Source organism: Brevundimonas albigilva (assembly GCF_023503965.1).
Classification (GTDB): domain Bacteria; phylum Pseudomonadota; class Alphaproteobacteria; order Caulobacterales; family Caulobacteraceae; genus Brevundimonas; species Brevundimonas albigilva.
In genome coordinates, this window is record NZ_CP097298.1 from 669688 (window position 1) to 683158 (window position 13471).

At 67.2% G+C, this 13471-nt stretch carries 14 protein-coding genes; 8 read left to right on the plus strand and 6 right to left on the minus strand.

The genetic code is table 11. From position 1 onward, the window contains the following. Position 1: 1 nt before the first annotated feature. On the plus strand, positions 2 to 1000 hold the full coding sequence (locus tag MU852_RS03550; protein ID WP_249751040.1) for a PstS family phosphate ABC transporter substrate-binding protein: 999 nt from the start codon (positions 2 to 4) through the stop codon (positions 998 to 1000). Beyond that, the gene (locus MU852_RS03555) at positions 997 to 2916 is read left to right on the plus strand and encodes a PhoX family protein (RefSeq protein WP_249751041.1); all 1920 of its coding nucleotides are present in this window, start codon (positions 997 to 999) and stop codon (positions 2914 to 2916) included. Before MU852_RS03550 ends, MU852_RS03555 begins: the two co-directional genes overlap by 4 nt. Before the next feature lie 72 nt (positions 2917 to 2988). Here the strand turns inward: MU852_RS03555 and MU852_RS03560 are convergent, their stop codons facing one another. The 4 genes from MU852_RS03560 to mobC all read right to left on the minus strand — a co-directional run bounded on the left by MU852_RS03560 (position 2989) and on the right by mobC (position 6172). Continuing rightward, positions 2989 to 4005 (minus strand): nucleotidyl transferase AbiEii/AbiGii toxin family protein, encoded by a 1017-nt coding sequence (locus MU852_RS03560; protein ID WP_249751042.1) that lies wholly within the window; start codon positions 4003 to 4005, stop codon positions 2989 to 2991. Continuing rightward, positions 3998 to 4591, minus strand: a complete 594-nt coding sequence (locus MU852_RS03565; protein ID WP_249751043.1) for a DUF6088 family protein — start codon at positions 4589 to 4591, stop codon at positions 3998 to 4000. The genes MU852_RS03560 and MU852_RS03565 overlap by 8 nt, the downstream gene beginning before the upstream one ends. 71 nt (positions 4592 to 4662) lie before the next feature. Next, the gene (locus MU852_RS03570; RefSeq protein ID WP_249751044.1) at positions 4663 to 5367 is read right to left on the minus strand and encodes a relaxase/mobilization nuclease domain-containing protein; all 705 of its coding nucleotides are present in this window, start codon (positions 5365 to 5367) and stop codon (positions 4663 to 4665) included. 283 nt (positions 5368 to 5650) lie between these two features. Further along, positions 5651 to 6172 (minus strand): plasmid mobilization relaxosome protein MobC, encoded by a 522-nt coding sequence (mobC, locus tag MU852_RS03575; protein WP_249751045.1) that lies wholly within the window; start codon positions 6170 to 6172, stop codon positions 5651 to 5653. Positions 6173 to 6472: 300 nt separating this feature from the next. Between mobC and MU852_RS03580 the strand changes: the two genes are divergently transcribed. Next, entirely contained in the window at positions 6473 to 6811 is a 339-nt protein-coding gene (locus MU852_RS03580) for a hypothetical protein (RefSeq protein ID WP_249751046.1), read from the plus strand. Positions 6812 to 7109: 298 nt separating this feature from the next. Then, positions 7110 to 7418, plus strand: coding sequence for a hypothetical protein (locus tag MU852_RS03585; RefSeq protein ID WP_249751047.1), 309 nt, complete (start codon positions 7110 to 7112; stop codon positions 7416 to 7418). A gap of 86 nt (positions 7419 to 7504) precedes the next feature. Here the strand turns inward: MU852_RS03585 and MU852_RS03590 are convergent, their stop codons facing one another. Both MU852_RS03590 and MU852_RS03595 read right to left on the minus strand, forming a co-directional pair. Continuing rightward, positions 7505 to 7801 (minus strand): DUF736 domain-containing protein, encoded by a 297-nt coding sequence (locus MU852_RS03590; protein WP_249751048.1) that lies wholly within the window; start codon positions 7799 to 7801, stop codon positions 7505 to 7507. A gap of 351 nt (positions 7802 to 8152) precedes the next feature. After that, positions 8153 to 10237 carry a J domain-containing protein gene (locus tag MU852_RS03595; RefSeq protein WP_249751049.1) on the minus strand — a complete coding sequence of 695 codons (2085 nt, stop codon included), beginning with the start codon at positions 10235 to 10237 and terminating at the stop codon, positions 8153 to 8155. A 256-nt stretch (positions 10238 to 10493) separates the two neighbouring features. Between MU852_RS03595 and MU852_RS03600 the strand changes: the two genes are divergently transcribed. From MU852_RS03600 to MU852_RS03610, 4 genes are all read left to right on the plus strand, one after another. Then, the gene (locus MU852_RS03600) at positions 10494 to 11021 is read left to right on the plus strand and encodes a nucleotidyltransferase domain-containing protein (protein ID WP_249751050.1); all 528 of its coding nucleotides are present in this window, start codon (positions 10494 to 10496) and stop codon (positions 11019 to 11021) included. After that, a complete protein-coding gene (locus tag MU852_RS03605) occupies positions 10964 to 11434 on the plus strand; it encodes a HEPN domain-containing protein (protein ID WP_249751051.1) in 471 nt (156 codons plus the stop codon). The genes MU852_RS03600 and MU852_RS03605 overlap by 58 nt, the downstream gene beginning before the upstream one ends. 128 nt (positions 11435 to 11562) lie before the next feature. Then, positions 11563 to 11892 carry a competence protein CoiA family protein gene (locus tag MU852_RS18365; RefSeq protein ID WP_488225930.1) on the plus strand — a complete coding sequence of 110 codons (330 nt, stop codon included), beginning with the start codon at positions 11563 to 11565 and terminating at the stop codon, positions 11890 to 11892. Next, positions 11889 to 13454, plus strand: coding sequence for a hypothetical protein (locus MU852_RS03610; protein ID WP_488225928.1), 1566 nt, complete (start codon positions 11889 to 11891; stop codon positions 13452 to 13454). The genes MU852_RS18365 and MU852_RS03610 overlap by 4 nt, the downstream gene beginning before the upstream one ends. The last annotated feature ends 17 nt before the right edge of the window (positions 13455 to 13471 follow it).

Consider the following 13471-nt stretch of genomic DNA (forward strand, 5'->3'; position numbering starts at 1 on the left):
CATGCGTTTCATCGCTCTGCTTCTCGCGGCCTTTTCACTGGCCACGACCGCCGCCGCCCAAGCGGGTCAGGTCTATCAGCCCGTTCCCGGCCTGACCGGCACGGTCACGAGCATCGGCTCTCGCTCGGGGACCGAGGTGCTCGCCCGCTGGGCCACGCGCTTCATGGAACTGAACCCGGGCGTTCGCGTCGAGGCCGTCGGCAGCGGTTCGGGCACCGCTTTTCCGGCCCTGATCGAAGGACGCTCCGATATGGCGCCCATGAGCCGGCCGATGACCGCCGGCATGATCGACGAATTCACCAAGACGCGGGGCTATCCGCCCCTGTCGTTCCGCATCGGGATCGGCGGCGTCGCCGTGTTCGTCCACCCGTCCAACCCGATCGCGGGTCTGACCCGCGCCCAGTTGGACGGCCTCTACTCCAACACCTATTTCATGAGCGAGCGAGCGATCCTGACCTGGGGTGACGCCGGTCTGTCCGGCGATTGGTCCGGGCGTCGGGTCACGCTCTACGCCACGCCGGAAGGCGGAGGGGCCTGGGGTCTCCTGCGGGCGGAGGCCTCGACCATGTCCGGGCAGATGAAGCCGTCGATCGTGCAACTGCCCACCCCGGCCGAGGTCGTGGCGGCCGTCGCGGGCGATCCGAACGGGATTGGCTTCGCGCCGGCGGGCCTGGACGACAGCCGTGTCCGCATCCTGCCCATCGCCAGCGGCATTGCCGACGGAGCGGGCTATGTGGGCTACGAGAAAACGGCCGAAGCCGAGCGGCGGGCCAGCGAATTCATCGCCCCGACTCCACAAGAACTGGCAGCGGAAACCTATCCCCTGACGCGCTACTTCCGGCTCTACATCGACCAGGACCCGAACGAGCCCATGCCCGAGGCCCTGAAGGAGTTCCTGCGCTACGCCATGTCGGACGAAGCCCAGGCGATGATGACCGAGGCCGGATATGTGCCGCTGCCCGCCGATGTGGTCGCCGAACAACTGGCCAGCCTGCGATGAGCCTGCTCAAAGACTGGCCTGCGCGCGCCACGGCCGAACCCGAGGATGTCGGGGTCAACCCGACGACGAGCGAACCCTTCGTCGCCATCGCGGGTCGTCGTCTCAGCAGACGCCTCTTTCTGGCGGGCGCGAGCGGTCTGGCGGTTTCGCTATCCTCGCCCGCGCAGGTGAGGGCGGACGCCGACGCTTCGGACTCAACCCTCACGTACAGGTCCTTGCCTATTCAGCTTTCTGTCGATCAGGCGGTCGCGCAGGGCTATCGCGCCGACGTGCTGATCCGCTGGGGCGACCCTGTGCTGGGTGGAGCGCCGAGCTGGGCGGTGGAGCGGCAATCCGCCGACGCCCAGGCCCGACAGTTCGGCTACAACAACGACTTTATCGCCTATCTGCCGCTGGAGGGCTCGCGGCGCGGCCTGCTGCACGTCAATCACGAGTATTGCGAAGGCGTGATGATGTTCCCGGGCTGGACGGTCGAGAGCAGGACCGCCGAGCAGGCGCGTATCGAGATGGCCGCCATGGGCGGTTCGCTTCTGGAGATCGAACAGTCCGATACCGGTCTGTGGCGAGTCGTTCCGCAGAGCCCACTTGCGCGCCGCATCACGGCCTCAACACCCATGACCTTGTCAGGTCCGGCGGCGGGCCACCGCCGGCTCAGGACCCACGCCGACCCGGAAGGCCGGCGTGTTCTGGGCACGCTCAACAACTGCGCGGGCGGCACGACGCCGTGGGGCACGGTCCTCATGGCCGAAGAGAACTTCAACTACTACTTCGACGCCCCTGCCAATGCGCCAGAAACCGCGGCCTGGCGGCGCTATGGCCTGGCCGAACGCGCGCGCTATCCTTTGTCGTTGGCCGAGGAACGCTTCGACCTGGCGCGAGAGCCTAACGAGGCCAACCGGTTCGGCTGGGTGGTCGAATACGATCCGCGCGATCCGAACTCGACGCCGACGAAGCGCACTGCGCTCGGTCGCTTCAAGCACGAGGGCGCGACCTGCGTGCTGAACGGCGACGGTCGCGTCGTGGTGTATTCAGGGGACGACGAGCGGTTCGACTATCTGTATCGCTTCGTTTCGACGGGCCGCTACGATGCCGGTGGACCAGGCGGCGCCGGTGATCTTTTGGATGCCGGGATCCTGTCAGTCGCCGTGTTCGACGACGATGGGCTGGTCTGGCGTCCTCTGATTTTCGGCGAAGGACCGCTCACCCCCGAAAACGGCTTCCGCGACCAGGGCGATGTCCTGATCGAAGCGCGGCGCGCCGCCGACCTGATCGGAGCCACGCCGATGGATCGCCCAGAGGACGTGGCGGTGGACTCGCGCACGGGCCGGGTCTTTGTCATGTTGACGAACAACAACCGACGCGGGGCCGATCGGCTCAATCCCGCCAACCCCTATGTCGAGAACCTGCATGGCCACGTCCTCGACCTGACGCCGCCGCAGGCATCCTGGGGGCCGGATCACGCGGCCGAGCGGTTCGGTTGGGATGTGTTCGTCAAGGCTGGCCCGCCCTCCGTCGCGAACCTCGCGCCGACCTATCATCCTGACAACCAGGCCTGGTTCGCCTCGCCCGACAACGCCGCCTTCGATCCGCAGGGTCGGCTGTGGGTGTCCACGGATCGAGGCGGCGACCAGCAGCGCGATAACGCCCCGGATGGTCTCTTCGGGTGCGATATCAGCGGACCGGGCCGGGCCCTGTTCAAAATGCTCTACGCCGCGCCCGTGGACGCGGAACTGACGGGACAGGAGTTCACGCCCGATGGTCGCACGGTGTTCGTGGCCGTCCAGCATCCTGGCGAGGGCGATGGCTCGACCTGCGATACGCCCAGCACGCGATGGCCCGACTTCGACCCATCGACTCCTCCAAGACCCTCCGTGGTCGCCGTTCGTAGAGCGGACGGCGAGCCTATTGGCAACTGAACTACTAGATCACGACTTCCCAGACGGCGTTCGGCAGGATCGCCTCCTGCTCGATCGGGGCGTAGCGCGCGGTCAGCCGGCCGCGGCGGCGTTGGCGCGATCCGCGAGCGCCGCACAGACGTCCATCAGCGCCTCGAAGGGTTCGGCGTCCGCCTCCAGCAGGCCGTCCTCGACCATCCGGCGGTAGTCCTCTCCGAGAGCCTCGAGCGAGGCGCCGTCCGGCTTCAGACGCAGCCCGCCCGTGACCGCCTGGCCATAATCGATCTCCGCGCCGTCGGCGGTCTCGCGGAAGAACATCGCCTTGTGGCGCGCGACCGCCTCGGCGACCGCCCGGTCCGCGATCGCGGTCTCAGCGAAGTCGGCCGCATCCAGCCGCGACAGATCATGCCAGTGGCGAGAGAAACGATCGCCCCGCAGTCGCCCTTGCGCGCAATAGACGTGGGCGGCGGTGGCCTTCTCCCAGAAGGTCCGCTCGGCCGCCATCACCCGCGGGGTGGCGGTCGGGAAGACGACGCCTTGCAGATGATCCGCCGCATCGCAGACCACAGGTCGCGGCGCGCTCGGCTCGCCGGTCGCCCGGGCCCCGAACTCGAGCATCACGCTGGGCGAGACATAGCCGGTGCCGGTGCTGGTCGGCGCATAGTCTACGAAGGCCTTGGCGCCTTCGATCCGCACCGAAGCGCCGACGCCGTCGGCGGCGATCCGGGCCTCCAAGAGCGGCCGGACCTCGCCCTCGATCCAGAGCGGCAACAGCCGCTGAACGTCCCGCGACCAGCGTCGCTCTTCCGCGCGGGTCTCCGGCACCGGGTCCTCGGGCGCATCGGCCAGATCGGGCAACAGGCGGCGGATGTCCCAAGTCAGATCGATGTCTTCCGAGAACCGCTGGATGACGTCGTAGGCCTTGGACAGGGACGTCCCGCCCTTGAAGACCAGCCCCTCGCCCAGAGGCGCCTCGAACAGCGCGCCCAGCGCCCAGACGACCCAGACGTCCTTCTCGAGCAGATGAGCGGGCCGACCGGAGGCCGACGCCGCCGCCGCGAGGGCTTCGGCCCGATCCTCGGCCGAAAGCTGCAGGAAGAGCTCAGACATGCGCCGCCTGGCTGACCGAGCGCGCCAGCCAGGTCGGCAGGCGCGGTCCGACGGACACCAGCTCGCCGAAGGCTGAAGGCCCCAGCTTTCGCTTCAGGGTCTCCAGCGCCGTCGCGGCCTTCTCCGGCCCCAGCCAGGCCAGGGCGCGCACCGCCTCTCCGGCCGGCCGATCAGGCAGGATCAGTTGCCATGCGGGCGCATGTTTGAACTCCACCGTCTGCTTGCCGACGTTGAGGACCCGGCTCTTCCCGTTGGTCAGATAGACCATGCGGATCGGCACCTGGGTGGTCAGGCCGAGGGCGTTGGCCGCCGCCGCCCCGTTGGAGGCGACGACCTCGCCGCGCTGTTCGCTCACCGCGCGCACGACCGTCTCGACCGAAGGCGTCCGCGATCCGAAGCGGCTTTCCAGCGGACGCATGTAGACGCCGCGCCCGGCGCGCACGAGCCGACCCCGACGCACGAGACGCGACAGGGCCTGATCGACCGCCGCGCGACCGCCCAGATGGAGCAACCCCTTGGCGGCGACCGGCGCGCCCTCCGGCAAGGCCCGGACGCGCTCCATGATCTGTTCAGCAAGGACTTGCATGATCGTCTCCGTGTCAGAAATATAGTTCTGTTTCTGACACTCCGCAACCGAACCCATCGACGCGCACCGCCTCATCGGCTCCGCTCCCGTCCGGTCGGGCGATCGACGTCCGCTTCCCTCAAGGCCTGATCGCGCGTCTTCGGCCCGGGCCGGTCCCGCACAAACCGCTCCACCACCAAGGCCAGGGCGCGGTCCGCCGGTCGATCGGATTGACCCAGCCGAACCGCTTCCGCGACCAGGGCGCGCCGGATGGCCAGCTCGCGGGCCTGGATCGTGTCCAGCCACGGACCTCGACCGCCGCCGTCCCGAAGCGCCTCGCGATAGGCGGCGGCGAGCGTCTCGGGCAGGTCGCCCTTCCCGGCCACGAACCGCTCCCGCATCTTGCGGATCGGCGTCCGTTCGGCCTTGCGGGTCACGCCCCGCGCGCGTCGCGGGGTGGCCTCGGCCTCGATGGACCGGTCGCGCAGCGCACGGGCGAACCCCTCGCGCCAGACCTGCAGATCGGCCTTGCGGGGATTGAGCCGTTCGCCGTCCCGGCCCAGCCGCCGCACCGTCAGATGGACGTGCGGATGCCGTCCCTCGTCGTGCAGGGCGAAGACATAGGGGAAGCGCTCGCCGAAGGTCTCGCTCGCGAACGCCCGGGCGGCGTCCTGCAGACGCACCGCATCGGTCCCCGTCGGCATGCTGAGCACGATCGACAGGGAGATCGAGGCGTCACGCCGCCGTCCCGGCTCCATCGCGAACTCCTCGGCCCAATCGCGGGCGAGCCCATGCACCTCCGCGCGCCCCTTCAGCGTCTCCCCGTCCGGCCCTTCGAGCGCCAGGGCGCCGTTGCGGCTGATGTAGTCGAGATGCGCTTTCAGGTGCCCCCGTCCCGGGTTCGGCCCGTGACCTTCACCATCACCTCCGGCGTTCGGCGCGCGACGCGGATGAAGCGGGCGACCGAATCCTGATCCCGGTTTCGAGACGGCCGAAGCACCGCGGGCGTGATCCGCGCGCGCCGAGTATCGACGGGCGGGCGCAAGGCTTCCTCGAACCCGCGCGGCGGCCGGAAGTCGCTCACGGCCGCACCGCCCAGTAGGCAAGGTTGCCCTCGAAGGCCTCGCCCAGGGCCTCGACCCAGGCCGCGATCTCGGCCTGGAAGGCGCCCAGTTGGGCCAGCTCCAGATCGAGCACCTGCCCCTCCATCACGGCCGTGTTCAGGGCGCGGGCGATCTGGTTGACGTTCACGCCGATGCGCCGCAGCTCGCGCCGAACCTCGATCAGCGCCAGGGACTCGGGACCGCTAAGCTGCGGACGATCCCGCAGACGCCGCCGGATGAGCGCCACGCTCCATTGGGTTCGGGACAACCCCACGGCGGCGGCCTCGGCCTCCAGCAGACGCATGTCGCCCTCATCCAGACGCAGGGTCAGCTTGCCGGACCGGGGCGTGGAGACCGCCTCCGGCGCCGTGGGCAAGGACGCCTGCGCCGCCCCGTCCATGAGCCGCCGAAGCAAACGGGAGCGGCCGCCCTGGCCCGCCGCCGCGGCGTCGAACCGGCGGATCAGATCGGGCGAGACGCGAAGGGTGAGGCGGTCCATCGGGGAACGGGTCTGTCAGACATTGCCGGCGCAAAGCCTATCCTGCCCTAGACCATCACCACCCTCGCCCCGTAGACCTCCGGTGCTGCCCGCCCTCCCCTCGGCGACCGCTTCACGGCCGCTCCCCGCCGCCCTGAAGGGCGCCCCAACCGGGCTCAAACCAGCCGATATCGCGCGGCTCCTTCTCCGGCGGTGGTTCGAGGCTCTCAGCAATTGTAGATCCCTGCCAATCCACAGACGGGCAATTGCTGGACGACAGTCGGCAAGCTGCCCTAGGGTCGCGGAAAGCGGGAGGAAACCATGACCGATGCAACGTCTGGGTCAGGCACGCCAGAGTTCGCGCTTGAAGCGCTTCTACGGCACGTCAGCCTTACCCGCGATGAAAGAGACCTCGTGATTTCCTTCATACGATCGCTCGAAGACGCCATTCCGGGCCGACTGGGACCAGACGGGCGCAGTCCGGTGGTGGCCCTTGTGGCGTCGCAGCCGTTCGGAGAGGCCCTGGCGTTCAGAACTCAGCGGACGGGGCGTCCAGCAGCGCTGGCTTTTGTCCATCTGATGATGGACCGCAGAAGGCTGCGCCGCGTCATTGAGCAGGCCGGGTTGAGGCAGTATTTCGCGACTTTCGATTGGGACTGATGTGGCCCCGCCCGTCAATCGCCCGCCCTCGCCGCCTGTGGTTCCGCCTGCGCAACCGCCGTCTACGGTAACGTCCCCGGCAGTACCGCCCGCGCCGCTTCAACCGCAGAGCGGGGCTAAGCCGCCTCCGGTTCAGCCCGCCCTGTTCAGCGCGATCGGCAATGGGTTCTTGGTCTATTGCGGCTTGGTCACCGCAGCCGCCGCGTCTCTTCTCGCGTCCTCCGACAAGGTGGTTGCTCCGGGAGGCTTGAGAGAGAGCTTGGGCGCGGCTGCAGGCCTCGGAATGTTGGCAGGCGTCTTGGCCCTGGTGGTCATGGCGTCTTCCCACAATCATGCCCGGCGCGCCGAACGCCCAGCAACCGATCAGAAGATCGAGGCCGCCCGTGTAGCCACGATCACCTGGGCGACCGCCACGATGGCCGTCATCATCGCCGCCGCCATCGCCCTAGCAGTAGCCCTCTTTCTTTTCATCGGCGCGCCCGCTCCACCCCCGCAGGCCGTGAAGATGGGGCCTATCGAACTGCGCGTCACGACCGACCCGGGGCAGACCGTCGCCGTCCTACCTCCTGGTCCAGCGCACCCGCCTGCGGACCCATTCGACAAATAGGGGGCGGGTTCGCCAATGCGCGTAACCGCAGCAGCGTCAAAACGAGAAGAATTGCGGCGGCGCGCGGGCGCGCCGCCGCAATGCCGTCAGCGGGACCAGATCAGGCTGTGCCCGCCCTCGACCTCGACCAGCGAGGCGTAGATCGGCGCCGGGAAGCTAGGGTCGTCGAGCTTGACCGAGAGGTATTCGCGGTTCTGCTGGCTGGTCTTCTTCCAGGCCGCGCCGAACTCGGTCTGGCCGGCGAAGATGCGGAAGTCGGGAGCCTTGTCGTCGGTCTTCTCGTTGGCCCGCAGCTGGGCCGTCTTGACGTTGAGGGTCAGGGTCTTGATCGAACCGCTGTAGCTGCCGTCCGCTTGCTGGGTGAAGGTGCCGATCGTGGCCATTGAAGTCTCTCCTTAGTTGCTTCGGGCCACGCCTGCCGCGGCCTCGATGGCGATCGGTGGACCGGGGACCGGACGGCGCGCAGGGCGAACGTAGCGAGCCCCCGCAGCGCCAGCGAAGGACCGTGGAGGAGGACTTTCTTGGCGCGCGAGGAGGCCATAAGGCCGGGGAAGAAAGTCGGACGGGCGGTTGCGGAGAGACGGATGGGCCTCGGTCAGATCCGCCCCTCGAGAGGCCGCGCCGGCTGGCGCGATAACGATGCGAGACGGTGGTCGCTCTCGGGCCCAATGCCGCAGCCGATGTAGAAGCGGTCGTTCAGCCCCCTCCGGGTCATGACTGTCCCTGTCCAAGGATCAAGAACCGACGCCGACGATCACGCATCGCGTCTGGCGGCTTTCGACAACCAGCGTGTCGTGCGCCCGATAGACCCGGCGGATTGGCGTCTTCGACACGAGGGATCCCGAATATGTCCCCTCGCTCGTGAACCAGCGGAGCCGCTTGTTCTCCAGCAGTCCGAAGCCCGTTGATGACAGGATCAGTTCAGCGACGCGGGACACATCGACAATGGCGTGGAGTTCATCGCCACGGACAACATAGAGCCGCGTGTCGGTGAGGAGGTAGAGATAGCCGTCCAATTCGGCGATACGCCGCGGCACGGCGCCAATGTCAAAAGCTCGGACTAGATGTCCCTCGTTGTTGAGCATCGCGATCCTGCCGGAGTACCCCGCCAGGTACACGCCGTTCGACGCGGCGGCGAAGCTGGCGGCGTATATCCAGTCTGCAGCGGACCGCTCGCCACCTTCGAACCCCATGGTCACAGTGACGGTGCTCGCTCCGACCTGTATATCCTGCCGGTCGATCTCGCGGAAATATCTGACGCCAGCCTCTCGCGCGAGGCTGGCCGCATCGACGCCCGTCAGTAGTTCGCAAGCATCGTTCAAGGCCTGCATGCGCTGCGGGGCCGAAGGGTCGAGCGGGTTCAGGTCCGGATGCCACTGTTTCGCGAGCTGTCGATACCGCGCTCTGATTTCCACGGGCGTGACCGGCAGGGACAAGTTCATCAAGGTCAGGGCGGCGTTCAGGTTCGTGCGCCCGCCGGCCGGACCCGATGAGGCTCGGCGCGACCATCCGGCGTTGATCGGAAATCGAACCCCCCATAGGCCCTCCCCCTCCGCGCTGACGCACCAGGCTTCGTCGACGACCGTGAACAGATAGCGGTCTGCTGTCCTGGACAGGCCGACGCATCGGATGTGGTTGCGCAGCGCCTCGCCGTCGATGCCCAGCCGACGCCTGGCGGTGATGACCTCCGGCGCCTCCGCCAGCGGAGTTTCAAACAACGGCCGCAGGTCGTCGCCATACGCATGCACGATGCAATCTCGCGACATTCCGATAAAGCCCCGGCCGAGCGGGTGAACGCCGATCCGGTATAGGTCCCGGCCAAAGCCGGCCCGGGCCGCAACCCGGCCCGCCGCGTCGTAGAGCATGGCCGCGCTCGAGACTTCTCCCAGACCCCCGGCCTTGCCCAAATCGTCGATGATGAGCGTGCCGCCGGATTGCGGGTGGATAAGACGAAAGGCGGCGTCGGGTCGATCGCTCTTCGACAGTTTCTCCAGCGTGACGATCGTCCAAGCCGCATCCCGGACTTCGAACTCGGTCGCGATGTCAGGATCGGCCGGCGCCTCTTCGCGCACCTCCCATGACGAGGGTGCACGCGGCAAGGTGATCAAGGGCGCTGCCGTCAGGTCCAGCGCGACCAGAGGCGGCGGGGTCGAGTCCGACCTGTGGGAAGAGGCGGCGCGAGGGATCGGAGGCGGAGGAATTTGCTGGGAACCGCCGAGATGCAGCGCATAAGTACGACCTTCACGGATCCTGGCGATGCGACCCGCGCGCTCCAAGAAGCTCACGAGGGTGGCAATCAGCCGCCCGTCCGGCTCATTAAGCAGCGTTTTCAGATCGGTTTGCAGACAACCCGCATGAGCGCCTACGGTCTCGAGGATCCGGGGAACCAAGGCTTGTTCGTGTTCCAGACGATCCAGCAGCGGCAGCCAGGGCGCCAATTCAGGGGCCTGTTTGACCACCCGGGCCAGTTCGGCCTGCGCCGTCGCATCGCTCATCAACGCGAAGATCCGACCGCCTTCCTCAAGACAGGGGATAGATCCGATGTCGAAGCGCCCGAACGTGTGTGCGGTCTCGGCGACGAATCCCGGCAGCAGGCGCAGGCCGTCCAAGGCGAACGCAGCCGCCGTACTGAAGTCGTTCGCTCGCATCGCGGTCTGCTGGCTCGCCATCGCGGCGAAATAGCCGGACGTGGCGCGGGCCGGCCCTGCCTGCGCCGAAGCCGCGAGCGCTTCAGGCTCCGAGGCCGAGCTGCGGCGCAACCGCGACTCAGGATCGGGTGACGGTTTCCCGCCGAACAACTTCTTCAGAAACCCGGCCATGACGCCTTGAACCTCGCGCGGAGATGGCGGCCCGTGGAGGGAGGCGCGGGCGTTGGAACCTCTGTGGAAGGCCTGGTGCATTCAGACGACGCCGCGACAATTTCCCGGCGAACCGGACCTAGGTCGAACCGACGACGCCCTATGGAACCAGCGCCCGCATCGTCACTGTAGCGGCGACTCTTATGCGCGCATAGGTTTTGCCTCCTCGCGACGTTTGGACTCTTGCGCGCCACCCCGCATTTCGGAGACTCCGGACATGAAGCGCCCGCTCCGACAACTGCCTGCAGCCAAACAAAGAGAACTCGACGCCGCCGTCGAGATCATCGAGACCGGGTTCGCCAAGGCCATCGCAACGCGACGCGCCGACCGGCTGAAGAATGGCCGCATCCTCAAGATCATCCTGTTCGGCAGCTACGCGCGTGGTGATTGGGTCCACGACCCGGTCGGGCGCTATTTCTCGGACTTCGATATCGTCGTGCTCGTGGACCACGAAGACCTGACGGATTTCGAATTCTGGGAGGATGTCGAGAAGCGCCTGCTTGCCGAATTGTCTGCCGGCGCCATGCGCACGCCGGTCAGTCTGATCGTGCACAGCCTCGATGACTTCAACTGGAAGCTCGAGCATGGGCGCGGCTTCTTCATCGACATCCTGCGCGACGGCGTCGTCCTGAAGGATACTCGTGGAGTCGTTTTCTCCGAACCTCAGCCCCTCCCCCAACTACGGCTTTGCAAGAGGCTACCGAGTACTTTGAGGAATGGACGGGTGCGACGTCGCGCTTTCTGAAGCTGGCGAAGATCTCGGCTGAAGAGGGACAACAAGATGAGGAATGGAGGAAGAACGCCGCTTTCAATCTCCACCAAGCGGTGGAGACGCTCTATCAAGGCCTCCTGCTTGTCCTGACGCTCTACTCGCCCAAGAGCCACAACCTGGTGAACCTGCGGAAGATGACCGAGCCGCTGGAGCCCCGGCTCCGCGAGGTCTGGCCCCAGGACACCAAGTTCCAGAAGCGCTGCTTCGAACTGCTCCGCGCCGCCTATGTGAAGGCGCGCTACTCGCGGCACTACCGGATCACGGACGAAGAACTGGCTTGGCTGACCGAGCGGATCGAGATGCTGCGCCAGATCGTGACGGAGGCCAGTGAGGCGCGTTTGACCTCGTTGCGCGCGCAAGCAGATCGGGCCTCGACATCGGAGTGACCGCAAGCAACCACTAGATCAACGTCCGGATCGGAGATGCGAGACCCCCAGATCGGTACGTCAAAATCGGTCGTATCCCTTACGCGGTCGTCTTGATCCAGCGATCGAACGCCGCTTTGCTTTTCATCATGGCGCGACGGGGAGATCATCGCCCGTTTCTCGGGCTCAGCAAGGAGCTGCGATACGGTCTGACCGCATCGGGCGACCTCGCCGCTGTCGAAGACGTCCGTCGCGGCGCGGCCTGCGACTGTGTGTGCCCGGCCTGCGGCGTCGCCCTGATCGCACGCAAGGGCGAGATTCTCATCGCGCACTTCGCGCATGCGGGGGCAGCGGGGATGGGTGCGGCCTTGGCCGCGAAACCAATGCCCACGCCTGGGCCAAGCGCGTCCTCGAAAGCGAACTTCATATCCGGCTTCCGGACGTCAAGGCGGCCATCGGCGACCGCTCCAAGCTGGTGAAACGGGGCCGCGACTTCGTGTTCGCCAAAGCGATTCTGGAGACCCGCCGCGACACCTTGGTGCCTGATGTCGTTCTGACGGCGCCGGATGGCCGGATCCTGATCGTCGAGGTCCATGTCACCCATGCCAGCGATGCGGATAAGATCGCCAAGATTCGCGAACACGGCGTCTCGGCGATCGAGGTGGACCTTTCGCCCTGGCGCAAATGCGAGGACGAGGCGGTCGTCCGCCAGGCGCTGCTGTCCGGAGCGGATCGGCATTGGCTGTTCAATCCCGCTGTGGACCGCGCGCGCGACGACCTTCGCGCCGAGCTTTCGGCCGAAGCCGCCCGGAAGGCTGTAGCGGAGCAGCGGAAAGCCGAACAGGCTGTTCGCCGTCTGCGGAGTCGGCCGGTACAGCGCCCCGAAGCCTTACAGACAATGCGTCGCGCGATCCTGGCTTTAGGACTCGGCGGACTCGCCACGGGACAGAAGGTCGACGACGGCTTCACCACCCCCGGTGCCCTCTGGAAGGCCGCCGCGCTCCATCGCCTTTTTCAGGCGGCCCCAGTTTTCGGCCCGCTAGGTCAGGTCACGGTCGATCGGCTTGAAGACCTTGTGCAGGACTGTCTGGCGCCGGAGTTCCGGCGCGACGCGGGGCGAGAGCGCGCGACACGGACCTTGGTCCTCAAACATTCCGACTTCCAGTCTCCCTATGTGGCGATCGAGCGGTTTCTCGAGCGTTTGATCGAGGCGGGCATTCTCTATTACCGCAAGGGCGATCACTGGCTCGATCTGGGGTGGGCGAAGCGTCTGCAGGCTCACGACGATGCGCGTCGCCGGCAAGAAGACGAGGATCGCCGCCGGCGGGATCGGGTGAACGAACTCGACCGACGCCTGGGTGCGATCGTCGACCTCGCCAAGGATCTCGACCTTCCTGCTCTGGCGTCTTGGCGCGCAACGCCGCTGCAGGGCCTCGAGTCGTCCCCGCAACAGGCCGCGATCGCGGGAGACGCGACCTGGACCGCCCTTCGGGAAGGGCTGGCCGGCATCATTGGCATGCTGGAGGGCGGCGTTCCGGCGCGCGATCTCTTCGGGCTTCCGCTGGAGCACGAACGCGACGAAGCCGTCCGTGAGAGCGACGCCATCGCCGCTCAGGAAACGGCCGCAGAGGCGGAAGCGGTGAAGCGGGCGGCCGAGGCACGCGTTGGCCGCCTACACATGGCGGCGGTGTCTGTTCTGGGAGACGGCGCCCTGGCCTGGCTGGACGATCAAGAGGCCGGCGAGGCGTGGCGCGACCTGGCGTTTCGCGATGATGCGGGGCTGGGTCAAGGTTTCCAGGCCCTGGAGCGCATCCGCATCACAAGGGAGGCCGCGCGGCGTGCGGCGGCTGAGCGCGAAGCCCTGCACGACCAACTCCGCAAGGCGGCGCGGCGGGTGTTCGACGATGAGCGAAGAGCCGCATTGTTCGTGAACGCGGCTCGCCCCGATCTCGGCCTACTGTCGCCTCTTCAGTTCTGCATCGACCAACGGACGCTTGCCGTCTGTCTTTCGCTCCTGCCCGGCACCCGGCGCAACCGATGACCCTCCCTCGCCGCCAC

Excerpts from the sequence above, each read along its gene's own strand:
- MU852_RS03550 (WP_249751040.1), top strand. The coding sequence starts at position 2 with ATGCGTTTCATCGCTCTGCTTCTCGCGGCCTTTTCACTGGCCACGACC.
- MU852_RS03555 (WP_249751041.1), top strand. The coding sequence starts at position 997 with ATGAGCCTGCTCAAAGACTGGCCTGCGCGCGCCACGGCCGAACCCGAG.
- MU852_RS03560 (WP_249751042.1), bottom strand. The coding sequence starts at position 4,005 with ATGTCTGAGCTCTTCCTGCAGCTTTCGGCCGAGGATCGGGCCGAAGCC.
- MU852_RS03565 (WP_249751043.1), bottom strand. The coding sequence starts at position 4,591 with ATGCAAGTCCTTGCTGAACAGATCATGGAGCGCGTCCGGGCCTTGCCG.
- mobC (WP_249751045.1), bottom strand. The coding sequence starts at position 6,172 with ATGGACCGCCTCACCCTTCGCGTCTCGCCCGATCTGATCCGCCGGTTC.
- MU852_RS03580 (WP_249751046.1), top strand. The coding sequence starts at position 6,473 with ATGACCGATGCAACGTCTGGGTCAGGCACGCCAGAGTTCGCGCTTGAA.
- MU852_RS03590 (WP_249751048.1), bottom strand. The coding sequence starts at position 7,801 with ATGGCCACGATCGGCACCTTCACCCAGCAAGCGGACGGCAGCTACAGC.
- MU852_RS03595 (WP_249751049.1), bottom strand. The coding sequence starts at position 10,237 with ATGGCCGGGTTTCTGAAGAAGTTGTTCGGCGGGAAACCGTCACCCGAT.
- MU852_RS03600 (WP_249751050.1), top strand. The coding sequence starts at position 10,494 with ATGAAGCGCCCGCTCCGACAACTGCCTGCAGCCAAACAAAGAGAACTC.
- MU852_RS18365 (WP_488225930.1), top strand. The coding sequence starts at position 11,563 with ATGGCGCGACGGGGAGATCATCGCCCGTTTCTCGGGCTCAGCAAGGAG.